We start from the raw sequence: 23,169 nt of genomic DNA on the forward strand, positions 1-23,169 counted from the left end.
CCAAATATCCCGCAGGTGCAAGATATTTTGTACCCTTTGACCGCATGCACCAGTTTCGGATGGGTGAGGCGGCGCGGCTGCTCGGCGTGAGCGTGGACACGGTCCGCCGCTGGGCCGACCAGGGACGGCTCGAGACCAGCCGCACCGAAGGCGGCCATCGCGAGGTGGCGGGCCCGGAGTTGGCCCGGTTGGCGCTCGAGCTCGGCGATCAGCCGACCGAGGCCGATCGCACCGTTTCGGCCCGGAATCGCTTCCCCGGCCTCGTCACCCGGGTGGTCAAGGACACGGTGATGGCCCAGGTCGAGATCCAGGCGGGGCCCCACCGGATCGTGTCGCTCATCTCCGCCGAGGCGGTCGACGCCCTCGGCCTCGAACCGGGCGCACCCGCCGTTGCGTCGATCAAGTCCACCAACGTCGTGATCGAGGCCACGTGATCCGTCGGCTCTCGATCGTCGTCGTCGCGATCGTCGCCACCGCGGGACTGTGCGGCGAGAGCGACGACCCGGACATCGCCATGGTCCCGAGTTCGTTCACCGATCTCACGGCCGAGATCGACCGCGCCCTCGACGACGACCCGGTCTGGGTCATCGCCGGCAGCAGCCGACTCGTGCGCCAACTCGCGGACGGCGCCGCCGCGGACCTGTTGATCACCGCCGACGCGGCGACCATGGAGCAGGCGCTCGCCGACGGCCTCGTCGACACCACGCTCGGCGTCGTGGCCCGCAACCGGCTCGTGTTCGCCGTCGCGCCGGACAACCCCGGTGGGATCACGTCGGTCGAGGACCTCGGCGATGGCGACCGCTTTCTCGGCGTCTGCGCACCGGAGGTGCCGTGCGGTCGACTGGCCGCCGCCGCGCTCGACGAGCTCGGCATCGAGGTTGCCGCGGACACGGAGGAGCCGAACGTGCGCGCCCTCGCGTTGAAGATCGCCCGCGGCGAGCTCGACGGCGGACTGATCTACGCCACCGACGCGCGGGCCTTCTCGCTCGACACCGTCGACGACGTGCGGCTCGAAGCCTTCGTCACCGACTATGTGGCCGCGTCGGTGCACGGAGGCACGACCGGGATCCCTGCCTTCCTGCGCAGCGACGAGGGGCGAGCGCTTCTCGAATCCCGCGGGTTCCTCGTGCCGTGAGTGCTCCGCCCCGGCACACGCCGCGTCCGCTGATCGCGCCGGCCGGCGTGGCGGTCGCGATCCTCACGGTCCCGCTCATCGGGCTGCTCCAACGGGCGCCCTGGTCCTCGATCGTCGAACGCCTCACCACCGACGCGGTCCTCGACGCGTTCCGCGTGAGCCTGATCGTCAGCGTGTCCGCCGCACTGGCGTGCGTGGTCGTCGGCCTGCCCCTCGCGTGGGTCATGGCCCGATCCTCCCGCCGGGGCATCGCCGCGTTGCGGGTGATCGTGCTGCTGCCGATGGTGCTGCCGCCCGTCGTCGGCGGCACGGCGTTGCTCTTCGCGCTCGGTCGGCGCGGCCTGTTCGGCGAGTGGCTCGATCGCTGGTTCGGCATCACGCTGCCGTTCACGACGGCCGGCGCCGTGGTCGCCGCGACCTTCGTCGCGATGCCGTTCTTCGTCACCACCGTCGAGTCCGCGCTACGCGACGCGGGACCCGACCTGGACGAGGCCGCGGCCACGCTCGGGGCCGGGCCGTGGGCGACGTTCGTGCACGTCACCGTACCCACCGTGCGACCCGCCATCGGCGCCGGCCTCGCGCTGTCGTGGGCCCGCGCCCTCGGCGAGTTCGGCGCGACCATCACCTTCGCAGGCAGCCTGGGCGGCCGGACGCGGACCCTCCCGGTCGAGACCTTCCTCGCGCTGGAGACCGACCCCGAGTCGGCGATCGCGATCAGCGTCCTGCTGTTGGCGATCAGCCTCGCCGTGCTCGTCCTGCTCCGTGGACGGTGGCTCCGGCGATGACGATCGAACTGCACGGCCACGTCCGCCGCGGTGACCTCGCGCTCGACATCGACCTGTCGCTCGAACCCGGCCTCACCACGGTCGCCGGCGGCAACGGCGCAGGGAAGACCACACTGCTACGCACGCTCGCCGGATTGGAGGCGCTCGACGGCGGCTCGCTCGTGATCGACGGCCGCGTGCTCGACGACGCGTCACGATCGGGGTTCGTGGCGGCCCACGACCGCGACGTCGCCCTGCTCTTCCAGGATCACCGGCTCTTCCCCCATCTCGACGCCCTCGACAATGTGGCGTTCGCCGCCCGCCGGCGCGGCGTCGCCCGCGCCACGGCGCGACGCGCGGCGCGCGACGCCCTCGCCGCGGTCGAGATGGCGGACTTCGGGTCACGTCGACCCGACTCGCTCTCGCTCGGTCAGCGACAACGGGTGGCGATCGCCCGCACCCTCGCGGCCGGGGCAGGGACCGTCCTGCTGGACGAGCCCCTCGCCGCGGTCGACGACGCGGGACGGACGACCCTGCGCGACGCGTTGCGCTCCTTCGACGCCACCAACATCGTCTGGGTCACCCACGACCCGGTCGACGCGGCCGGTGCCCCACAACGCGTGTCGGCGGGGAACGGCACGGTGCGCAAGACTTCCGACTCGTGACCACTCCCGACCCGCTCTCCGCCTTCCGCCTCGACGACCGCGTCGCGATCGTCACCGGGGCCAGCTCCGGCCTCGGTGCCCGGTTCGCCCGCACCCTCGCGGGCGTCGGCGCCAAGGTCGTCCTCGCCGCCCGGCGGGCGGACCGCCTGGAGGCCCTGGCGGCTGAACTCCCCGACGCACTCGCCGTCGCCGTCGACCTGACGGAGGCGGGCGCAGCGGCCGACCTCGTCAACCGGACGGTCGAGCACTACGGCCGGATCGACGTGCTGGTGAACAACGCAGGCGTGAGCACCGCCATCCCCGCGCTGGACTTCGACGAGGACGACTTCCGGCGCGAGGTCGAGATCGACCTCGTCGCGCCCTACGCGCTCGCCCGGGCCACCGGCGCGTGGGCGATCGAGAACGCGCACCCGCTGAGCATCGTCAACATCGGGTCGGTGCTCGGCTTCGTCGGCGGCGGCAAGCTCCGGGTGCCGGGCTATGCCGCGGCGAAGGGCGGCCTCCACAACCTCACGCGTGAGCTGGCGTCCCAGTGGGCCCGCAAGGGCGTGCGGGTGAACGCGATCGCTCCGGGCTGGTTCGAGACCGAGATGAACACGGAGATGTTCGAGGACGACCGGTCGTTCGCCTACATGGCGGACGGCGCGCCCATGGGTCGGGCGGGCATCGACGGCGAGCTCGACGGCGCCCTGCTCCTCCTCGCGTCGGACGCGAGTTCCTTCATGACCGGGGCCATCGTGGCGGTCGACGGCGGATGGACCGCCGTGTGAGCCGCTCGCTACTCTGCGTGCGATGAGTCTTCTCCGAACGGACGATCTCTCGGTGTCGTTCGGCGGCGTCAAGGCACTCTCGGGCGTGGACCTGCGCGTCGATCAGGGCGGCATCACCGGCCTGATCGGGCCGAACGGCGCCGGAAAGACGACCTTCATCGACGCGGTGACGGGCATGGTTCCCTCGAGTGGACAGGTCATGCTGGGCGACGTCGAGATCACCTCCATGCCGCCGGCCGAACGAGCCCGGCTCGGTCTCGTCCGCACGTTCCAGACGCTGGAGCTCTTCGAGGATCTGACGGTCGAGGACAACCTCGCGGCCGCCGCACTTCACCGGCCCTGGTGGCAGTTCGTCGTGGATGCACTGTGGCCGTGGGGGTCGCGGGGCATACCCCCGGAGGTCGACGACGCGCTCGATCTCCTCGGTATCACGGCCGACCGCGACCGGTTCCCATCCGACCTCAGCCACGGTCAGCGCCGGCTCGTCGGCGTCGCCCGCGCCCTCGCCGCTCGACCGCGGGTGCTGCTGCTCGACGAACCGGCGGCCGGGCTCGACTCCGCGGAGAGCGCCGCACTCGGTCGACGGCTGCGAGCGATCGCCGACACCGGCGTGACCGTCTTTCTCATCGACCACGACATGGGGCTCGTGCTCGACGTCTGCGACACGATCCACGTGCTCGACTTCGGCTCGATCATCGCGTCGGGCACGGCGGAACAGGTCCGCGCGGATCCCGCCGTCGTCGCCGCGTACCTCGGACGGGCGGCCGAGGCATGACCGTCCTGCGCATCCGCGGACTGCACGCGGGCTACAACGGCGTTGCCGTGGTATGGGGTCTCGACCTCGAGGTCGCGGCCGGCGAGGTCGTCGCCCTGCTCGGCCCGAACGGCGCGGGCAAGACCACCACGCTCCGCACGATCAGCGGCCTGCTGCCGGTGATCGACGGCACGGTGGAAGTAGCCGGCCAGCCGACCGACAGTCGGCGGCCCTTCAAGGTCGCGCGCCGCGGCGTCGCCCATGTGGCCGAGGACCGTTCGCTCTTCCCGGGCCTCACGGTCAAGGAGAACCTGCGCCTGTCCCCCGGCTTGAAGCGTCGGGATCGGGCTGCCGCCTACGACCGGGCCGTCGATGTCTTCCCCGCCCTCGGCCCACTCATGAACCGGCGGGCCGGGCTCCTGTCGGGCGGCGAGCAGCAGATGCTCGCCGTGGCCCGCGGGATCATCACGAAGCCGCAGTTGCTCCTCGTCGACGAGATGAGTCTGGGGCTCGCCCCGGTCATCGTCGAGGAGATGCTCCCGGTCGTACGTCGCGTCGCCGACGAGCTCGACACCGCCGTGGTCGTCGTCGAGCAGCACATCCATCTCGCCCTCGAGCTCGCCGACCGGGCCGTGGTGCTCGCCAACGGCTCCGTCGTCCTCGACGGCGACGCCGCCGCCCTGCGCGACGACCCCAGCCGGATCGAAGCCAGCTATCTCGGCTGAGAACGGACAGGGGGTCAGACGCCTGTCCATTCTCGGGCATCTAGATTGGCGCCATGAGCGACGATGCGGGGCCGCGGCCCGACGCGGGCTGGTACCCGGACCCCGAAGTCGCCGGCGGGCTGCGTTACTGGGACGGCGCCGACTGGACCACGCACCGCCAACCACCGGCCGGTCCGCCCCCGCCCCCGCTGCTCGCGCCCCGACCGGACAACGGCGCCGCGATCGCGTCGCTCGTCATCTCCATCGCCGGCTTCTTCTTCACGTGCATGGTGTTGTGCCCGATCGGCATGATCCTCGGTCGCAACGAGGTGCAGCGCATCGACCGCGGCGAGGGTGACCCGGCCGCTCGAGGACTCGCCCAGGCCGGCTACATCATCGGCGCGATCGGCACGGCGCTTCTCGCCCTCGGGATCGTGTTCATCGCGATGATCCTGGCCGTGGCCGCGGCGAACACATGACCGCCACCGCGACCCGTGTCCCCCTGGCGACCCACGTCACGCCGCGCCTGGCGGTCGTGGGTGCGCTCGCCGCGACCGCGGTGGCAACCGCCGGAGCGGAGGACGGCGTGGTGCTGTGCCCGTTCCGTCGGTGCACGGGCGCCTACTGCCCGGGCTGCGGCGCGACCCGGGCGACGAACCGGCTCGTGCGCGGTGACCTCGGCGCGGCCTGGGCCCACCACCCGGCGATCGTGCTCATGGCGGCGCAGGTCGCGGTCATCGGCGCGGTCCTGCTCGCCCGGCGCCAGGATCCCCGGACACTTCCGCGCTGGCTGGTCCTCGGCTGGGTGAGCGTCAACGCGGCCGCGATGATCGTCGTCTGGGCGGTACGGATCGGATCCGGCGCGATCCCCCGCGGGATCTTCTGACCGTCAGATCGTGCGACCGGCGTCGGCCCAGTACGGCTCGCGCAGCTCCCGTTTCAGGATCTTGCCGGTCCCCGTCCGCGGCATCTCGTCGACGAAATCGACCGAGCGGGGTCGCTTGTACCCCGCCAGCTTCTCCCGGCATGCGTCGATGAGGGCGTCGGCGAGCGCGTCGCGGTCGACGGTGGGATCGGACACGGCGACGATCGCCTTGACCTCCTCGCCGAACTCCTCGTTCGGCACACCGATCACGGCGACGTCCTCGACCGCATCGTTCTCGGAGATGATGGCCTCGATCTCGGCCGGATAGATGTTGACCCCACCCGAGATGATCATGTCGATCTTGCGGTCGGACAGCCAGAGGTAGCCGTCGGCGTCGAGATGGCCGACGTCGCCCGTGGTGAACACGCCCGGCTCGAGATGGGCAGCGGCGGTCTTCTCGGGGTCGTTGTGGTACTCGAAGTCGCTGCCCATCGCGTTCTTGAAGTAGAGCGTGCCGGTCTCGTCCACGCCGAGGTGGTTGCCGTCGTCGTCGACGACGAAGACCTCCATCACCTCGAGCGGCTTGCCGACGCTGCCGCCCTTGTCGAGCCACTCGTCGGCCCGGATGACGCTGATGAACGCGCCCTCGGTCGAGCCGTAGTACTCGTGGAAAACCGGACCCATCCAGTCGATCATCGCCCGCTTCCACGGCGGCGGGAAGGGCGCGGCGCCGTGCCAGACCGCGACCAGCGACGACCCGTCGAACCCGCCCCGCTCGTCGGCGGGGAGGTCGAGCAGGCGCTTGAACTGGGTCGGCACGAGATGGACGTTGGTCACCGCGTGCTCGTCGATGAGCGCCAGCGCGCCGGCGGCGTCGAACTTGTGCTGCATGACGATCGTCGACCCGTTGACGAGCGGCATGAAGCTGAAGGCCCACTGGGCGGAGTGGTAGGCCGGGCCGGCCAACAGGGTCGTGCCGTCGGAAGGCACGAAGTCGTTCATCGACGCGCAGATGAGCTGGAAGATCTCCGACGGGATCCCCTGCCCGCCCGACAACATGCCCCGCACGCCCTTGGGACGCCCGGTCGTACCGGAGGTGTAGAACATCGGACCGCCAAGGAGCTGTTCTTCCAGCGGCGCATCGTCGCCGGACGCGACCAGGTCCTCGTAGGCATCCAGGTCGCCGGAGCCGACGACGGCCGAGAACTCGACCGTGGCGGCCCGCGGGTCCGCGAGCGCCGCCGTTGCGACGTCGACGAACCGGTTCCCCACCAGCAGCGCCTTCGCGCCGGCGTCGTCGAGCACGTAGGCCAGCTCGTCGGCCACCCAGTGCCAGTTGACGGGGACGACGGTGAATCCGGTGTGGGCCGCGGCGAGCAGGATCTCGTAGAGCTCGCGGCGGTTGCCCATCATCACCGCGATGGTGTCGCCGGAGCCGACGCCGCGATCCGCCATTGCCCGGGAGAGCCGCGTGACCCGCGTCCGCAGTTCGGCCCATGTGGTGGTGCCGTGCTCGTCGACGAGCGCGGCCCGATCCGGGTGCGCGGCGACATGATTGTCGAGCAGGATCGCCATCAGCCGCGGGGCATCCAGTTGCCGTGGGCGCCGTAGGGGACGCGCTGGGGCGAGAACACCCGGGCCACCGGCGGACCGGAGAAGTCCTGGGCGTCGATGATCCGGAACTCGCTGACGTCGGTCTCGACGTCGTGGCCGAACAGCACGACCCAACCGTCGTCCTCGGCACCACCCTCACCGCGGGGGATGAACACGGGCTCGCCGCCGTTGACGTTGCCGAGGTCGTGGATCTCGGGGACGCCCGTGCGCAGGTCGTACTTGTAGATCTCCTGGCCCATCGACGGGTTCTCCGGGGAGTGCCCGAGCTGTTGGGCGTAGCCGAAGCGGGTCTGGAGGCCGACGAGGCGATCGTTCACCCGGGGGAAGTCCGCCTTGTGGTCGTCGAGGTGCTCCTCCTTGACCGTGCCCGCGGTGAGGTCGATCGTCCAGCGCCACAGCTCGGCCTTGCCGGAGATGTCGTCGAAGCCCCCGTCCATGAAGCTGTCGAGCCGGCAGACGACGAGGACGATCGTGTCGCCCTCCTCCCACGAGTTGACGGGATGCAGCACGTAGCCCGGCTCGATGTCGAACCAGCGCACGTCGGCATCGCCGCCGGTGCGGGGCATCACGCCCAGCCGGGAGCCGTTGTCCGGCGTCCAGCCGAACGGGGTTTCACCTGCCATCGCCTTGTCGAGGCTGAAGCAGACGGGGAGGTCCATCCACACCACGTTGTGTTCCGTGATGTTGAAGTCGTGCATCATCACCCCGGTGGGGAGCGTGATCGGCTCCGCTTGGATCAGCGCGCCCGATGCATCGAAGCGGTAGTAGCGGAGGAACTCGGGGCCCACGACGCGGTACCCGAACGCGAGCATCTCGCCCGTCACCGGGCAGAGCTTCGGGTGGGCGGTGAACGGACCGACCACCCTGCCGTCGAAGTTCTCCATGCCGATCGTGTTCAGGTCGCGGTCCATCTCGTAGGGGGCGAACCCCTCGTTCAGCGCGAAGAGCCGACCGGCGTGGGGCACGATGTTGGTGTTGGCCGGCGAGTTGGCGGGATCCATCGAGAATCCGTCGGCGCCACCTTCGAGCACCGGCGTGCGCACATAGCGGTTGGTGATCGACGCCTTGCCGTCGCGCAGGTCGACGGCGTGGATCATGCCGTCGCCGAAGAACCAGTGATCGCTCCAACCGCTCTTCGGGTTGAACCCGTTGCGCATGTACGTGCCGTCGATCTCGGCCGGGATCGCGCCCTCGACCTCGAGATCGTCGAGCGTGAGCTCCTCCTCGATCGGGCCGTAGTTGCCCTGGAGATGCCACGGCAGATCCGTCGGCGTGGTCGGCGTGATGTCGGCTTCGGCGGTGCTCATGGTTCCCCTCGCGATGGCTGACGACAAACCTAGCCCAGCCGGTTAACACTGTTAAGTCCCGGACGGCTAACGTCGTTCACCACTTCGGGATCATGAGGGAGATTTCCGTGCATCGTCGCCTGTTCGCCGTTCTGACCGTTGCCGTCCTGTTCGCGGCCGCCTGCAGCGAGGACCCCGATGTCAACAGCACCGCAGACGACGCCGGAACCGACACGACCGACGACGACTCGGCGGACGGCGGCACGGCGGACGACAGCACGGCGGACGACAGCACGGGCAACGACAATGCCGACGACGGCACCGGCGACGACAGCACGGACGAGCCCCAGGGCGACGGCACCTCGATCGTCGAGCGCCTCGCCGGCGAGGAATGGTTCCTCGGCACGATCCCCGATCTACCGGTTGCGGCCGACCCCTCGCTGGAGCCGATCAAGATCGGCATGATCAACCAGGAGAACTCGCCCGCCGGCTCGTTCCCCGAGCTGCGCTTCGCCGCCGAGGCGGCGATCAACTGGATCAACGCCGAGCTCGGCGGCGTCGACGGTCGCCCGCTCGAGCTGTACCCGTGCATCACCGAGTTCAGCCCCGAGAGCTCGCAGGCCTGCGCGCAGGAACTCGTGCTCGAAGAGGTCGTCGCGCTCGTCGGTGGCCTCGACGTGCTCATCCACGGCGCCCTCCCGGTGCTCGAGGAGAACGGCCTGCCGATCGTCGGCGGCATCCCCGCGGGGCTGGCCGAACAGCGCAGCCCGTCGGCGTTCGCGTTCTCCGGCGGCACCGCCGGGGGTATGGCCGCGTTCATGAAGCACGCGGCCGATCAGGGCTACGAGAAGGCCTTCATCGCCTACGGCGACTTCGACTCCTTCCAGGTCGCGGTGGAGGAGTACGGGGCGAAGGTCGGCGAGAGCCTCGGGCTCGAGGTGCGGACGAACAACTTCCCGCTCTTCGGGGCCGACTACACCCGGGTGCTGAACGACGCGAAGGCGTTCGGGGCCGAAGCCGTCGTGATCAACGCCGCCGACGCGGCCTGTGTCCCGGTGATGAAGGGCTTCCGCGACCTCGGCTTCGAGGGCACGCTCTACATGTTCGGCGCCTGTGCGGCCGAGGAGATCATCGGCGCGGCCGACGGCGCCAACATCGGCGTGATCTTCAACAGCGAGGGCCCGCCGGCCCAGGACGACACCGAAGGTGAGATCTTCGACCTCGCCTCCAACAAGTACAACACCGGCAACGCCCAGGCCGCCGGGACCGTTGCGTTCCGCGGGATGATGAACCTCTACGCCGTGCTCCAGGAGCTCGGCGGTGAGAACATCACCAGCGCCGGGATCGTGGAGATCCTCGAGAACGCGGTGGACCGCGAGAGCTTCTGGGGCCACAACTACACATGCGACGGCGAGCAGGTGCCCGGCCTACCCTCGCTGTGTGCGCCACAGCAGACGCTCATGACCATCGAGGGCGATTCGCAGGACGACCTGATCTTCCTGACCGACTGGATCGACACGGTCACCCTCTTCCACGACGCGCTCGCCGACTAGCGGACCCCGCGGGCCGTGACCACGTTCTTCTCCAACCTCCTCCTCGGACTCGGGGTCGGCGGCGTCATCGCCGCCCTCGCGGTCGGCGTGGTCGTCACCCATCGCGCCAGCAACGTCATCAACTTCGCCCACGCCGCGATCGGCACGTACCTGGCGCTCGTGTACTACGAGTTCCGGCGCACGGGCGACATCGTGCAGCCGCTGCTGGTGCCGTTCGCGCCGGACCGGTTCCATCTGCTCGACCGTCCGACCGTCTCCAGTGCGCTGTTCGTCACGCTCGTCATCTCCGCGCTCGTCGGACTGATCACGTACTGGCTCGTCTTCCGGCCGCTGCGAACGTCGCCGCCGCTCGCCCGGGTGGTCGCGTCGCTCGGCCTCATGACCTATCTCATCGGCGTGATGACGGTCCGCTTCCCGACGAGCGGTGCCGTGGTCAACGTGATCGACGGTCCGCTCCCGACCGATCTGGTCGAGTTCGGCGGCACGTTCATCCCGGCGGATCGCTATCTGCTCGCCGGCGGTGTCGTCGCCGCCGCGCTCGCGATCAGCGCGTTGAGCAAGTTCACCAACTTCGGTCTGGCGACGCGGGCCAACGCCGAGAACGAGAACGGCGCGACGCTCGTCGGCATCTCCGCCGACCGGATCAGCGTCCTCAACTGGATGCTCGCCACGACCCTGGCCGGCGCCGCCATGATCCTCGCCGCCCCGATCCTGAACAACCTCGATCCGCCGACGAGCAGCCTGCTGATCGTGCCCGCGCTCGGCGCTGCGCTGCTCGCTCGGTTCTCGTCGATCGGCATCGCGTCCGCGGCGGGGCTGGGAATCGGCATGCTCCAGTCGGAGATCCAGGCCGCCCAGTCGGAGTGGGACAGCCTCCGCGGGATCGGCCTCGCCGAAGGACTGCCCTTCCTGCTGGTCCTGCTCGCGCTCACGCTGCGCAGCGATCGCGTGATCGGTCGCGGCGACATCCTGACGACCCGACTCCCGGCCGCACCGGACCCGCAGCGCACGCTCTGGGTCACCGGGGCGGTCGTGGCGCTCGGGGTCGTCGGGCTCTACACGCTCGAGAGCGACTGGCGCAACGCGATCATCTTCTCCGCGATCTCGGGGGTGATGGCGCTCTCCGTCATCGTGCTCACGGGCTTCGTCGGCCAGATCTCGCTCGCCACGTTCGCCCTCGCGGGCACCGCCGGCTTCACGATGGTGAAGGTGGGCGACTCGATCGGCCTCGGCTTCCCGTGGGCGCCGCTCGTCGGCACGCTCGCCGCCGTCGCCGTCGGCACGCTCGCGGGCCTCCCGGCGATCCGCGTCCGGGGTCTCACGCTCGCCATCGCCTCGCTCGCCGCCGCGGTCGCCGTCGAACAACTGCTCTTCAAGTGGGACTGGCTCACCGGCGGTATCGAGGGCGCCCGCGCCGATCCACCCTCGCTGTTCGGCATCGGGCTCCAGATCCAGGGCAAGGGCGCGCTGTTCCCCCGCAAGGAGTTCGGGCTGCTCACGCTCGCTGCGCTCGGTTTCGCGATGTACGTGGTCGTGAATCTGCGACGAAGCCACACCGGCCGTCAGTGGCTCGCGGTGCGGGCCAACGAACGCGCGGCCGAGGCCATCGGCATCTCCGCGCCACGGGTGAAGCTCTCGGCGAACGCCGTCGCGGCCCTCCTGGCCGGCATGGGCGGAACACTGGCCGCCTACCAGAACAGCATCGTGTCCGCGAGCTCGTTCGACGCGCTGAAATCGCTCGTCCTCGTCGCCATGACGTACCTCTCCGGCATCGCCGCGCCGGTCGCGGCCCTCGTCGCCGGCGCCCTCACCCAGGAGGGCGTCCTCACCGTCGGCATGGACCAGATCAACGACGACGCGTCGCAGTACCAGTTCGCGGTGAGCGGCCTGTTCCTGATGATCGCCGCCATCAAGTTTCCGTCCGGCATCGTCGGTGCGTCGTCTCGCCTCGCCCGCCGAAACCGCAGCGCATGAACGCCGAACGAGCACCCCTCTCCGCGGCGCGGATCGTGGATGAAGCCATCGCGCTGATCCGCGAACGCGACGTCAGCGCGCTCTCCATGCGAGCCCTCGCCACCCGGCTCGACGTGACCGCACCGGCGCTCTACGCCCACTTCGCGAACCGGGATGCGCTCCTGCGGGCCTGCGCCCAGGTGGGATACGACGAACTCGATCGACGGTTCCGCGCCGAAGCACCCGAGTCGGCGATCGACATGATCTGGGTGTCGAGCCGCAGCTATGTCGCCTTCGCCCTCGACGAGCCGGCGCTCTTCTCACTGATGTTCATGTACCGCCCGGATGCGATCGAGATCGACGTCGATCCGGACGGCGAGGTCGAGCACGGCGGAGCGACCTCGGTGTTCGACAGCATGCTCGTCAACATCGCGACCGCGATGGACGGCGGCGAACTCCGCCGGGGCGATCCGCTTGCCGACGGTCTCGCCCTGTGGGCCGCGGTCCACGGCGTCGCCACCGTGGCCGGCCTGGCCCCCGGGCTCGACGTCGACAGCCTGCTCGATGACGTCGTCGGCGGCCTGCTCGACGGCTGGCGCCCGACCTGACACGGCCCGATCCGGAGAGAGCGGCGGCGGCGGAACGCACCTCCTCCCCCATGGGTGCGCACCGCCGCCCCGCGGTCCCGGGCACCCGTGAGGGTCCCGGTGGACTGCTCCACGCTACGGGGGCGTGTGGCGGATGACACATGGTGCGCCACGTCGCCGCCGGGGTCAAGAGGTGAGCGAGCGGCGGTCCCCCGGATCGGTCAGTCGAGACCGAGAGCTTCCTGGAGGAAGTGCAGCTGCACCAGCAGGAGGTTCTCCGCCACCTCCTCCTGCGGCGTCATGTGGGTGACGCCGCTGAGCGGCAGGACGGTGTGGGGCCGGCCGGCTTCGAGCAGTGCCCGCGACAGCGAGAGCGTGTGGGCCGCGACGACATTGTCGTCGGCGAGACCGTGGATCAGCATCAAGGGCGGCAGGACGACGTCCGGGTCGAGGCGAGCGACCGCACCCGCGAGACCGCTGCGCTCGTAGTTCTCGGGCTCGGAGTCGGGGTGGCCGAGATAGCGCTCGGTGTAGTGGGTGTCATAGAGCCGCCAATCGGTCACGGGGGCTCCGGCGATCGCCGCGTGGAACACGTCGGGTCGCTCCAGCACCGCGAGAGCGGACAGGTAGCCGCCGAAGGACCAGCCCCGCATGGCCACCCGGTCGAGATCCAGCCGCGGCTCCAGCGCCGCGGCGGCGTGGAGCGCGTCGATCTGATCCTCGAGCACCGGGTTGGCAAGGTCGCCACGGACCTCGCGCTCGAATGCCGGGCCGCGTCCAGGCGTTCCCCGACCGTCGGTGACGAGCACGGCGAAGCCCTGGTCCGCGAACCACTGGGACGCGTGGAACAGCGAGCGGGACTGTTGCACCCGCTGGGCATGGGGTCCGCCGTAGGGATCGAGGAGCACCGGGAGCCGGGCGTCGTCGGCCACGCCATTGGGCAGCAAGAGGGCGGACGCGAGCTCCCGTTCGCCCAGCCGCAGCAGCTTCATGTTGAGCGCGACGTCGGGCCGTTCGCCGTGTTCGGCGATCGAACCGGGGTCCCGGCCGGGCGAACGGACGGTGATGCGGGGCCCGTCGATCCCGAGGCTGCGGCTGACCTCGACACGCGTCGCGCCGCCGACGACCGCCGAGTGGACGCCGGCGTCGTCGGTCAGCCACTCGAGGGCACCGGTCCAGTCGACGCGGGCGAGCTGCACGGTGGTCGGCTCGCGTGACGCGGCGATCACGATGCCGTCGTCGCTCGTCGCCACCACGCGTCGCACCTGCACGCCGTCGCCGGTGACGGTGGTGCCGTCGATGCACAGGCGTCGTGCCGCGCCCCGGTCCTCCACGGTGACGAGACGCCCGTCGTGGAGGGCGGGCGTGCCGGGGATCAGCTCGACCCAGTGTTCATCCTCCACCCGATGGCGCTCGACGACGCTCCCGTCCGTCAGGTCGACCGCGAGCACGGCGAGCCGGCGCTGATCCCGGCTCTGCACCGTGAGCCGGATGCCGTCGTCGTCCCAGGATGCGTCGGCGAGGTATTCCCACCCGCCGGCCGCCCAGTCGATGTCCTGACGGGACCCGTCGAGGCCGACGATCGCGAGGCCCACCGTCGCGTTGGCGGTGCCCGCCCCCGGGTAGCGGACCGGCGTGGGCGCCACGCGGGGCGTGACCGGGGACGCGATCCACCATCGGTCGACCGGGCTGACATCGACCCGTTCGACGAGCAGGCGCTCGCCGTCGGGGGCCCACCAGAATCCGCGGGTCCGACCCATCTCCTCACCCGCGATGAACTCCGCCGCGCCCCAGCTGACATGCGGATCGTCGTCCGAGATCACCCGCCGGTCGACACCATCGACCACGGCGCGCAGCTCGGACCCGCTCACGTACGCGACGCTCGAGCCGTCCGACGAGAGACGCGGGTCGAAGACACTCGCCGTGTCGGGCATCGCGACGGACCCGCGCTCGACATCGACGATCGCGAGCTGGCCGCCGATGGCGAACGTCGCCGTTGCGAGGTCGGCCGTCGCGTCGAAGGCGACGATCCCGCCGCCGGACTCGCGTGCTCGTTCGCGGCGGGCGCGTTCCTCGGGCGGCAGGTCCGCATCCGCTCCGCCGAGGGTGGATGCGTCCACGACGAGGCGCTCGGCCCCCGCGGCCACGTCGTACTCCCAGAGCGAGTTGATCGAATCCTCGGGACCGGTCGAACGCAGGAACAGGACGCGACCGCCGTCGTCGGACACGCGGAAATCGCGGGGCAGACCGAGCGTGAACCGGCGGGTGACGGCCTGTCGGCGCGGGAACGTGTGCGTCTCTGACATCTGCGTATCGTGGCCGCTGAGACGCCGACGTGCAGGGAGCATCCATGGAACCACTGACGGGACCGATCCGATGGGGTCTCGCCGGCACCGGCAACATCGTGACGTCGTTCGCGACGGACTTCCCCCGCGCCGGCGAGGGCGAGATCGTCGCGGTGGCCTCACGGAGCCAGGCGAGCGCCGATGCGTTCGCCGCGGAACACGCCATCGGCCGGGCCCACGGCAGCTACGAAGCACTGGCCGCGGACCCCGAGGTCGATGTCGTCTACGTCGGCGGCATCCACCCGGTGCACTGCCCGCAGACCGTGATGTTCCTCGAGGCGGGCAAGCACGTGCTCGTCGAGAAGCCGATCGCGCTCAACACCCGCGAGGTCGACGAGATGATCGCCGCGGCCACGGCCAACGATCGTTTCCTCATGGAGGCGATGTGGATGCGTTTCAATCCGGCGTCCGTCGACGCGGTCGCCCGGATCCACGAGGGCGCCATCGGCGAGGTCCGCCGCGTCCTCGCCGACTTCTCGTTCAACGTGCCCTACGACCCCGAGATGCGACTGCTCGACCCGACCAAGGGCGGCGGCGCGCTCCTCGACGTCGGCATCTACCCGTTCACGCTCGCCTGGTGGATCCTGGGGGAGCCCGCCACGGCGACCGCCGCCGGACACCTCGCCGACACCGGCGTGGACGACGCGATCAGCGTGGTGTGCGGGTGGGAGAACGGCGCGTCGGCCGCGCTCACGGCCGGCGTACGGGTGCCCGGCACCATGACGGCGCGGGTCGAGGGCTCCGAGGGTGTGGTCGAGTTCCCCCTCCCCGCCCACGCGCCCGACCACTTCGTCCTGAAGCAGGGGTTCGACGAGGAGACCGTGCATCACGACCCGCCCGGACTGCACTACCAGGCCATCGAGGTCCACCGCTGTCTACGAGCCGGCGAGCGCGAGAGCCCGCGGATGCCGTTGGGGACGAGCCGGGCGATGACGACGCACTTCGACGCCCTGCGGGCCCAGCTCGGTGTGGTCTACCCGGCCGACTGAGCGGCGTCGAACACCTGGACGACCTCGATCTCGCCGTCCACGACCGCGACCGCCCGCCCCGGCGTGGGCCGGAGCGCGAGCCGGGCGGGAAGCTGCGCGCCGAGCAGATCGCCGTCGATCGGATCCGGCCGCAGGAGCAGGCCGACGCGTGACGAGCGGATCTCCGTGACCCAGTGGCCGTAGGCGGACCGCAGCCGGTCGGTGCGCACGGCAGCCACGATGTGGACTCCCGGCGACGACGCGGCGGCGAGCCGGGCGAGGGCGCCGGTCGGGTCGTCGACCTCGGTCGCGTCATCGACGAGGAGGAGTACGGCACCGCGGCCCTGGATGGCGGAGTCCAGGGCCGCGGGCGTCGTGGGGACGACCCCGCTGCGGCGGACGAGATCGCCATCGCCGACCACGATGACGTCGTCCCCGCCGGCGCGGGCCATCGCCGCGAGCATGTTGGTCCGGCCGGTACGCGAACCCCCGACGACCAACGCGTGCTGACCTCGGTGCAGCGTGAGCGGATGGGGCTGGAGGTCCCGGTCCCGGATCGCCACGGTGATCGTCGTCGTGTCGCCGGTGCGAGTGACGGCCGTCGTTGCCGGATCGAACGGGATAGCGGAGGCCAGCTCGCCGACTTCGTGGGGGACGTCGACCGGCGGCGGACCGGCGTGGGCCGCCACCGCCTGCTCGATCGTGTGATCGTCCATCACCACCTGGACGTGGCGACCGTCGCCCACCCGCACCGCCCGCCCCGGCGGCAGGTCGGCGAGGGATTCGACGATGCCGAAGCGCAGACCATCGCCCGCATCGGCACTGCGGTGGAGCAGCACGGTGCCCGCCGTGGCGACGAGCGCCGGGGGGAGATCGGCCGAGCGCCGAAGGGATGTGGCGACCACCACCCCGACCGCCGGGCCGTCGGCCCAGATCCGGGCGACCCGGTCGTGGATGGCGGCGTCGCGCACCGGGTCGTGGGCCCGGGCGAGGCCGCCGAAGTCATCGATGACCACGAGGAGGTCGGGTGACGCGCCGCCCGGCCTGGCTCGACGGCGGCCGACCTCGTCGTCGAGCCACCGCACGAGGCGTTGGCGACGCTCGTCGTCGGTGGGACCGGCGTGGGTGCCGGCCGCCGGGAGGGCCGCGAGCGGCGCGAGGTCACCGCCGGCCATGTCGACCAGGTGCAGATGGTGGCCGCCGGCGCGCGACGCGGCGAGGGCGGCGGTGGCGAGCGTGGTCGTCGCCCCGCACCCCGGACCGCCGACCACGACGAGGTGACCATCGGCGGGCCGCCAGCCGTCGAGCCGCCGCCGTTGGCGATCGGGTTCGTCGACGAGGAGCCAGTCGTCGAGCGCCGCGTCGAACGTCGGCGCCAGCTCGGCGCGAAGGACGTGCTCGGGCAACGGCGGCGGCCACGGCGACCGGGGAACCCGACCGCCCCGCCGGCGATGAGCTCCCTGGATGGCGCGAACCAGGCGCTCCAGGTCGGTCGGGCCTCGCGGGATCGGGTCCGCCGCTCCCCCGGCGTGCACCGTGATGCCGGACCGTCCCGCCGTGTGCCCCGTGGCGAGGGCGGACTGGAACGCCACCAGCTCGCCGGGGCCGAGGCGGGCGAGCGCTCGCCCGGGCCGGCCCCGCGGAATCGACGCCGCGTCCGGCGCGTCGATCACGTCGATGGAGTCGTTGCGGTCGGTGACGCGCAGTGCGATCCGACACGCGGTGTTCGCCCGGATGTCGTCGGTGATCACGCCGGCCGGCCGTTGGGTCGCCAGCACGAGGTGGACCCCGAGGCTGCGCCCTCGCTGGGCGATACCGACGAGGGCGGCGACGAAGTCCGGTAGGTCGGCGGCCATCGAGGCGAACTCGTCGACCACCACGAGGAGGCGGGGCAACGGGTCGCCGCCGACCGCGGCAGAGCGGAACGCCGGGAGGTCCTCGGCGCCGGCGGCACGGAGCCGTTCTTCACGATGGTGCAGCTCCGCTTCGAGACACTGCAACGCCCGGGCGGCCAGGGTCGCGTCGAGATCCGTCACGAGCCCGGCGATGTGGGGCAGGTCCGCGCAGCAGTCGAAGGCCGCACCGCCCTTGTAGTCGATCAGCACCATGGCCACATGGTCCGGATCCGCCGAGGCGGCGACGCCCGCCACCAGCGAGCGCAACAGTTCGGACTTCCCCGATCCGGTCGTGCCGCCGACGAGCACGTGCGGTCCGTCGGCGACGAGGTCGAGAACGATCGGCCCCTCACCGTCGGCGCCGAGGGGGACGGCCAGGTCGGCGGTGCCGTCCGTGCGCCGCCACCGGCCCTCGATCTCGCCCGGACCGTCGCCGTCGACCTCCAGGAGATGCAGAAGCGACACCGACCCCGGGAGCGCGGCGCCGGCGAGCGGCAACTCCGGATCGTCGAGCCGGGCCAGCCGGCGTGCCGCGGTGGCCGCGACGTCCTCCGGCATGCCCCAGGCGAGGGCGGGGCGACCGTCACCGGCGTGCCGCGGGTCGACGATCTCGAGCCACCCGAGGTCGTCGACATGCACGATCCGGTCGCACCCCGCCGGCAGGCGATGGGCGTCGCCCACCAACACGAGGGCGGCGGCCGACTCGTGGAGCAACAGCGCCCGGCCCGCCGTGGACCGCCCCTGGAACGGGTCGTCGCCGTCGAGGACCGCGAGCATGCGCCGTTCGCCGAGGGCGGCGAGCAGCGCCGCCGCATCCCGGGCGTCGTCCGTGTGGAGCAGGCCCGCGCCGCGCCGACCGGTCGCGGCGTCGGCGAGATGGGGCAGCCAGGTGGTCCAGGACCAGGCGGGCCGGTCGTCGGCGGCCACGGCGACCGACAGGTCGGCCGGACCGTGGTGCACACACATCTGCACGACGAGGGAGCGGGCCACGGCCGAGCGCGCCGCGCGGCCCCCGACGAGACCGACGATGCGGCCGGCCCGCAGGTCGACCTCCACCGGCACGTCGGCCATCGCCGGCAGGGCGCGAACGAGCGCATTCGCCTCGGCGGCGACCACCGGGCCGGCTGCGTCCGGGGTCGACGACGCCGGCCGGAAGCGCTCGTCGTCGACTCCCAGCCCGACCCGGAACGCGTCCGGATCGTCGCGTCGCCGTTCCCAGAGCCGCACCGAGAGATCGCACGCGCGACGCACGACCTCCGCCGGCTCGGGATGCAGCGTGCGGCGGCGGGCGGTCTCCGCCAGGCGGAGCGCGGGCAGCCGCTGCTCGAGGGCGATCAGGGTGTCGCCGAAGGCCCGCATCGCGAGCCGGTGCGCCCGGCGGGCGCGACGTCGCCGCTCCCACCACGTACCGACGGTCAGCACCGGGCCGAGGGCGGCGAAGATCGCCATGAAGGGCGAGAACAGGACCGCCACGACCGCGCCCGCGAGGACCGGCAGGACGATGCCGGCGACCGACAACGGCTCGGTCGGCGGGGCCTCGGGCGCCGGCTCCGGCAGGGAGCACGCGGTGGGGTCGGTGGGCGGGGCGAGACGGGGCGGACGATTGAACGGAATCGTGCCCCCGCGGGCCCCGAGGCCGGCCTCGATGGCGACGGGCCGGTCGCGCACCGGCTCGCGCAGCACGAAACGGCTGGTGCCGGCGCGGATCGAGGCATCGGGAGTGACCGGCGTGGGTCCCGCCACCGGGTGACCCTCGATCGCGGTGCCGTTGCGCGAGTGCAGGTCGCAGAGCGTCCCGCCGGCGATGCGCAGGTGCCGGGCCTCGAGGCCGGGGTCGTCGAGGACCACGTCCGCGCCCGGCGACCGGCCGATCGTCGTGGCCCGGGTGAGCGCAATCGCGCCGCCGGCCCGGATGCCGCCACTCACGGCGAGCATCCGGGCCCCGGCACTGGTGGTGGCGGTGGCGGCGCCCGCCGTCGAGCGGAGGGCCGTCTCGATCACGCTGCCTTCGCAGATCGTGACGTCGCGTAGGGGGAGATGCAACGCCACCTCGTGACCGTCGATGACGGCGGCGGGCGCAGCGACGGGGAGCGGGGAACCCAATGCGTTCAGCAGGTCGCCCACGGTGCGGGCCGGATCGTCGATGTCGAGATCGAGGATCCGTTCGCCGCGCAGACCGCGATGAACGACACGCATTGCCGCCCCCCGTCGCGTTCTCAGACCGTGTCGAGGGCGGTGACGCCGGCCTGGAGTTCCCGTCCGATGAAGGTGGAGTGCTCACCGAGCGCCTCCACGAGGTTCATCAGGCTCGGGCGGAACTCGCTGTCCCAGAGCTGGCGGAACCGGTCGGCCCGGTTGCCCTGCCAGGTGGTGCCGTCGAGCCCGCCCTGGATCGCCCGGATGACGTCCTGTACCGCCTGGCTCTGATGCCCGAACGTCGCCGCGAGCTGCTCCATCTGGGACTTGCTCATCACCAACATGTCGCCTGCCATTTCTCGTCCTCCTCATCGCACGCTGTCACGCCTTGTGACTGCATTTCATGATGTTGACTCTGACAGGTGACGCGCGGAAAAGCAAGAGATTCACTGAAAAGCATTCAAAGACGGGCGACTCTTTACTGGCCGCGGAATGCGGCTGGGCGCTTCTCGAGGAAGGCCCGGCCGGCCTCGGCGACGTCGGCCGTGGTGAAGTTCACGTTCTGCGCCAACCCCTCCGCTTCGACGGACTGGGCGAGTGACGAGTGCGCGGCATTGTCGAGCAGCCGCTTGGACATCGACAGGGCGAGCGGCGGACCGGCCACGATCCGCTCGACATAGTCGTCGACGGCCGCATCGAGCTCCCCGGCGGGCACGACCCGGTTCACGAAGCCGATCTCGGCCGCCGCGGCGGCGTCGAACTCGTTGGCCGTGAGCGCCATCTCCTTCGCCCGGTGCAGGCCGACGCGCTGGGGAAGGAGATAGGACGTGCCGAAGTCCAGCGACAGCCCGCGCCGCGCGAAGATCAGCGCGAAGCGGGCCCGATCGGTGCACACCATCAGGTCGGCGGACAGGGCCAGACCGAAGCCGGCGCCCACGCACACCCCGTCGACCGCGGCGATCGTCGGCATGGGCAGGTCGTGGAGGGCGATGACCGCGTCGCCGATCCGGCGCATGTTGTGCAGCCCGTGGTCGACGCCCTCGATGCCGTCCGCGCTCTCGCCGCTCACATCGGCCCCCGAGCAGAAGTGATCGCCGCCGCCCCGGACGACGACGACGCGGGGGGCGGCGTTGCGCATGATGATCGCGGCCCGGTGCAACGCATCGAACATCGCGCCCGTGCATGCGTTCATGCGTTCGGGCCGATCGACGGTGATCGTGCCGACGCCGTCCCGGATGGCGACCGTCACGTTCGGATGCGGGTTCTCGGTCATGGTCACTCCTGCACGGTCTTCTTCATGGCGGCCAGGGGGTCGGCCTTGAACGCCTGCACCGACGCCTGATGGCCGGCCAGCGCCTGGAACTCCTGGCCGGCGCGCATGGCGGCGCGGCCTCCCTCGACGTCGAACTGGCGATGGACCATCCGCTTCACGATCTGCGAGAGGTCGGGGGCGACCCCCGCGATGCGTTCCGCGACCGCCAGCACCTCCGCCTCGAGCTGATCCGGCGGATACGAGCGGTTCGCCCAGCCCCGCCGCATCGCCTCGATGCCGTCCATGCCGTCGCCGGTGAGCATCGTCTCCATGGCGTGGCGCATGCCCATCAGTGGCTCGTGGTACTGCCAATCCGGCGGCGACGCGACCCGCACGACCGGGTACGAGATCTGCGCGTCGTCGGCGACGTAGACGAGATCACAGGCCGACGCGAGCTCGGTCGCTCCGGCCATCGCGTAGCCGTGCACCTGGGCGAGGACGGGCTTGGCGAGGTCCCAGATCCGGAACCATCCGTCGGTCGCCTGCCGGGCCCACTGCCCGTCGCCGGGCGCCGACGGGTACGGCGGATCGTCCATCAGCGGACTGCGGAGGTCGTAGCCGGACGAGAAGCACACGCCGGCCCCGCGGATGATGGACACCCGGACGTCGTCGTCGTTGTCGTGGGCGTGGAGGATGTCGAACAGCTGGGCCCGCATCGGGGTGGAGATCGCGTTGCGCTTCTCCGGGCGGTTGAGGGTGACGTAGCGGACGAAGGGGGCAGCCTCCTCGACGGTCACCAGTTGCTCGGCCATCACTCCCCTCCCGTGTCGCGCGTGCCGGCCAACTCGGCGGCGAGCTCGAGACCCTCGTGGGTCTCCGTTCGCACCGTGAGCCCGGTGACGCCCTCCGGGATCACCTCCGCCCAGCGGCTGCGGATGCGATCCGGCGTGCCGAACAGGGAACCGGCATCGATGTATTCGTCGGGTACGGCGGCGATCGCCTCGTCCTTCTTGCCCGCGAGCCACAGGTCCTGGATCCGCTGGGCCTCCTCGGGGAACCCACGCCGGGCCATCGCCTCCTTGTGGAAGTTCTTGGACTCGCTGCCCATCCCCCCGACGTACATGCCGGTGAGGGGCTTCTTCGCGTCGATCGCGGACTGGACGTCGTCGGTGATCTCGATCGTGATGCCGCCCATGATGTCGAAGTCGTCGGGCCGGCCCCCGCGCCGGGCCCACCCCTTCTCGAGTTGCGGCCCGTGGACCTGCCAGCCGTCCTGGCCGTAGCCCATCGGCAGCCAGCCGTCGCACACCTCGGCCGCCAGCGCGGTGTTGAGTGGCGCACCGGCCGCGATCCAGATCTCGATCGGCCCGGCCGGATGCAGGATCGACTTCAGCGCCTTGCCCTGGCCGAGCGCGCCCGGCCCCTCGTAGGGAAGCGAGATCTCGGCGCCGTCGTGGGTGACCGGCTCCTCCCGCGCGATCACCTTGCGCATGATGGCGACATAGTCACGGAGCCGCTTCACCGGCGAACCCCAGGGCACGCCGTACCAGCCCTCGACGATCTGGGGACCGGACACACCGAGCCCCACGATCACGCGCCCGCCGCCGGCCAGGGCGTCGATGGTCATCGCCTGCATCGCGGTGGCCGCCGGGGTGCGGGCCGCGATCTGCACGATGCCGGTCGCGAGCTTGATCCGGTTCGTGTGCGCGGCGATGTAAGCGAGGGGCGTCATCGCGTCACAGCCGTAGGCCTCGGCCGTCCACACGGAGTGGTAGCCGAGGTCCTCGATGAGCTTGATCGTGTCGATCGGGACGTCCAGCTTCGCCGCGCGATAGAGGTCGAGTCCGTAGCCGAGCTTCATGGGCCGGAGGTTACGAGACGGCCGCCGAAACGTCAGATGTCGGGGGCAGCGGCCGGTAGGTT

The 23,169-nt window shown here is 71.2% G+C and carries 21 protein-coding genes; 13 read left to right on the top strand and 8 right to left on the bottom strand.

Features of this window, described 5'->3' with window-relative positions:
- Positions 1-44 precede the first annotated feature (44 nt).
- The 9 genes from R8F63_13125 to R8F63_13165 are packed head-to-tail and all read left to right on the top strand — an operon-like array spanning position 45 to position 5,678.
- Positions 45-434, top strand: a complete 390-nt coding sequence (locus tag R8F63_13125) for a TOBE domain-containing protein (protein ID MDW3219547.1) — start codon at positions 45-47, stop codon at positions 432-434.
- Positions 431-1,135, top strand: a complete 705-nt coding sequence (locus R8F63_13130) for a substrate-binding domain-containing protein (protein ID MDW3219548.1) — start codon at positions 431-433, stop codon at positions 1,133-1,135. The genes R8F63_13125 and R8F63_13130 overlap by 4 nt, the downstream gene beginning before the upstream one ends.
- Positions 1,132-1,920 (top strand): ABC transporter permease, encoded by a 789-nt coding sequence (locus tag R8F63_13135; protein ID MDW3219549.1) that lies wholly within the window; start codon positions 1,132-1,134, stop codon positions 1,918-1,920. The genes R8F63_13130 and R8F63_13135 overlap by 4 nt, the downstream gene beginning before the upstream one ends.
- Positions 1,917-2,564, top strand: coding sequence for an ATP-binding cassette domain-containing protein (locus R8F63_13140; protein MDW3219550.1), 648 nt, complete (start codon positions 1,917-1,919; stop codon positions 2,562-2,564). The genes R8F63_13135 and R8F63_13140 overlap by 4 nt, the downstream gene beginning before the upstream one ends.
- On the top strand, positions 2,561-3,334 hold the full coding sequence (locus R8F63_13145) for an SDR family oxidoreductase (protein ID MDW3219551.1): 774 nt from the start codon (positions 2,561-2,563) through the stop codon (positions 3,332-3,334). Before R8F63_13140 ends, R8F63_13145 begins: the two co-directional genes overlap by 4 nt.
- A gap of 22 nt (positions 3,335-3,356) precedes the next feature.
- Positions 3,357-4,109, top strand: a complete 753-nt coding sequence (locus tag R8F63_13150; protein MDW3219552.1) for an ABC transporter ATP-binding protein — start codon at positions 3,357-3,359, stop codon at positions 4,107-4,109.
- On the top strand, positions 4,106-4,813 hold the full coding sequence (locus R8F63_13155; GenBank protein ID MDW3219553.1) for an ABC transporter ATP-binding protein: 708 nt from the start codon (positions 4,106-4,108) through the stop codon (positions 4,811-4,813). The genes R8F63_13150 and R8F63_13155 overlap by 4 nt, the downstream gene beginning before the upstream one ends.
- A 53-nt stretch (positions 4,814-4,866) precedes the next feature.
- A complete protein-coding gene (locus tag R8F63_13160; protein MDW3219554.1) occupies positions 4,867-5,271 on the top strand; it encodes a DUF2510 domain-containing protein in 405 nt (134 codons plus the stop codon).
- On the top strand, positions 5,268-5,678 hold the full coding sequence (locus R8F63_13165; GenBank protein ID MDW3219555.1) for a DUF2752 domain-containing protein: 411 nt from the start codon (positions 5,268-5,270) through the stop codon (positions 5,676-5,678). Before R8F63_13160 ends, R8F63_13165 begins: the two co-directional genes overlap by 4 nt.
- Before the next feature lie 3 nt (positions 5,679-5,681).
- On the opposite strand, the gene R8F63_13170 is transcribed toward R8F63_13165, so the two are convergent.
- Complete coding sequence (locus tag R8F63_13170) at positions 5,682-7,232, bottom strand: AMP-binding protein (protein ID MDW3219556.1); 1,551 nt, start codon at positions 7,230-7,232, stop codon at positions 5,682-5,684.
- Positions 7,232-8,578, bottom strand: a complete 1,347-nt coding sequence (locus R8F63_13175; protein ID MDW3219557.1) for a carotenoid oxygenase family protein — start codon at positions 8,576-8,578, stop codon at positions 7,232-7,234. Before R8F63_13175 ends, R8F63_13170 begins: the two co-directional genes overlap by 1 nt.
- A 107-nt stretch (positions 8,579-8,685) precedes the next feature.
- Between R8F63_13175 and R8F63_13180 the strand changes: the two genes are divergently transcribed.
- From R8F63_13180 to R8F63_13190, 3 genes are read left to right on the top strand one after another with little or no spacing between them, the layout of a single operon-like run.
- Complete coding sequence (locus tag R8F63_13180) at positions 8,686-10,110, top strand: ABC transporter substrate-binding protein (protein MDW3219558.1); 1,425 nt, start codon at positions 8,686-8,688, stop codon at positions 10,108-10,110.
- A 15-nt stretch (positions 10,111-10,125) separates the two neighbouring features.
- On the top strand, positions 10,126-12,084 hold the full coding sequence (locus tag R8F63_13185) for an ABC transporter permease (protein ID MDW3219559.1): 1,959 nt from the start codon (positions 10,126-10,128) through the stop codon (positions 12,082-12,084).
- A complete protein-coding gene (locus R8F63_13190; GenBank protein MDW3219560.1) occupies positions 12,081-12,671 on the top strand; it encodes a TetR/AcrR family transcriptional regulator in 591 nt (196 codons plus the stop codon). The genes R8F63_13185 and R8F63_13190 overlap by 4 nt, the downstream gene beginning before the upstream one ends.
- A gap of 200 nt (positions 12,672-12,871) precedes the next feature.
- Here R8F63_13190 and R8F63_13195 read toward each other — a convergent pair whose 3' ends face one another.
- Positions 12,872-14,956: a prolyl oligopeptidase family serine peptidase gene (locus tag R8F63_13195; protein ID MDW3219561.1), complete on the bottom strand. Its 2,085-nt coding sequence runs from the start codon at positions 14,954-14,956 to the stop codon at positions 12,872-12,874.
- A gap of 44 nt (positions 14,957-15,000) precedes the next feature.
- On the opposite strand from R8F63_13195, the gene R8F63_13200 reads away from it, so the two are divergent.
- Positions 15,001-15,984 (top strand): Gfo/Idh/MocA family oxidoreductase, encoded by a 984-nt coding sequence (locus R8F63_13200; protein ID MDW3219562.1) that lies wholly within the window; start codon positions 15,001-15,003, stop codon positions 15,982-15,984.
- On the opposite strand, the gene R8F63_13205 is transcribed toward R8F63_13200, so the two are convergent.
- The 5 genes from R8F63_13205 to R8F63_13225 all read right to left on the bottom strand — a co-directional run bounded on the left by R8F63_13205 (position 15,969) and on the right by R8F63_13225 (position 23,107).
- Positions 15,969-20,054, bottom strand: coding sequence for an FtsK/SpoIIIE domain-containing protein (locus R8F63_13205; protein MDW3219563.1), 4,086 nt, complete (start codon positions 20,052-20,054; stop codon positions 15,969-15,971). The two genes, R8F63_13200 and R8F63_13205, sit on opposite strands and share 16 nt — an antisense overlap.
- A 20-nt stretch (positions 20,055-20,074) precedes the next feature.
- Positions 20,075-20,350, bottom strand: a complete 276-nt coding sequence (locus tag R8F63_13210) for a WXG100 family type VII secretion target (protein MDW3219564.1) — start codon at positions 20,348-20,350, stop codon at positions 20,075-20,077.
- Between the two features lie 122 nt (positions 20,351-20,472).
- Positions 20,473-21,267 carry an enoyl-CoA hydratase-related protein gene (locus tag R8F63_13215; GenBank protein MDW3219565.1) on the bottom strand — a complete coding sequence of 265 codons (795 nt, stop codon included), beginning with the start codon at positions 21,265-21,267 and terminating at the stop codon, positions 20,473-20,475.
- A gap of 2 nt (positions 21,268-21,269) precedes the next feature.
- Complete coding sequence (locus tag R8F63_13220; GenBank protein MDW3219566.1) at positions 21,270-22,058, bottom strand: enoyl-CoA hydratase/isomerase family protein; 789 nt, start codon at positions 22,056-22,058, stop codon at positions 21,270-21,272.
- On the bottom strand, positions 22,058-23,107 hold the full coding sequence (locus R8F63_13225; protein MDW3219567.1) for an LLM class F420-dependent oxidoreductase: 1,050 nt from the start codon (positions 23,105-23,107) through the stop codon (positions 22,058-22,060). The genes R8F63_13220 and R8F63_13225 overlap by 1 nt, the downstream gene beginning before the upstream one ends.
- Positions 23,108-23,169: the final 62 nt, after the last annotated feature.

Source organism: Acidimicrobiales bacterium (assembly GCA_033344915.1).
In the GTDB taxonomy this organism is placed as follows: domain Bacteria; phylum Actinomycetota; class Acidimicrobiia; order Acidimicrobiales; family Aldehydirespiratoraceae; genus JAJRXC01.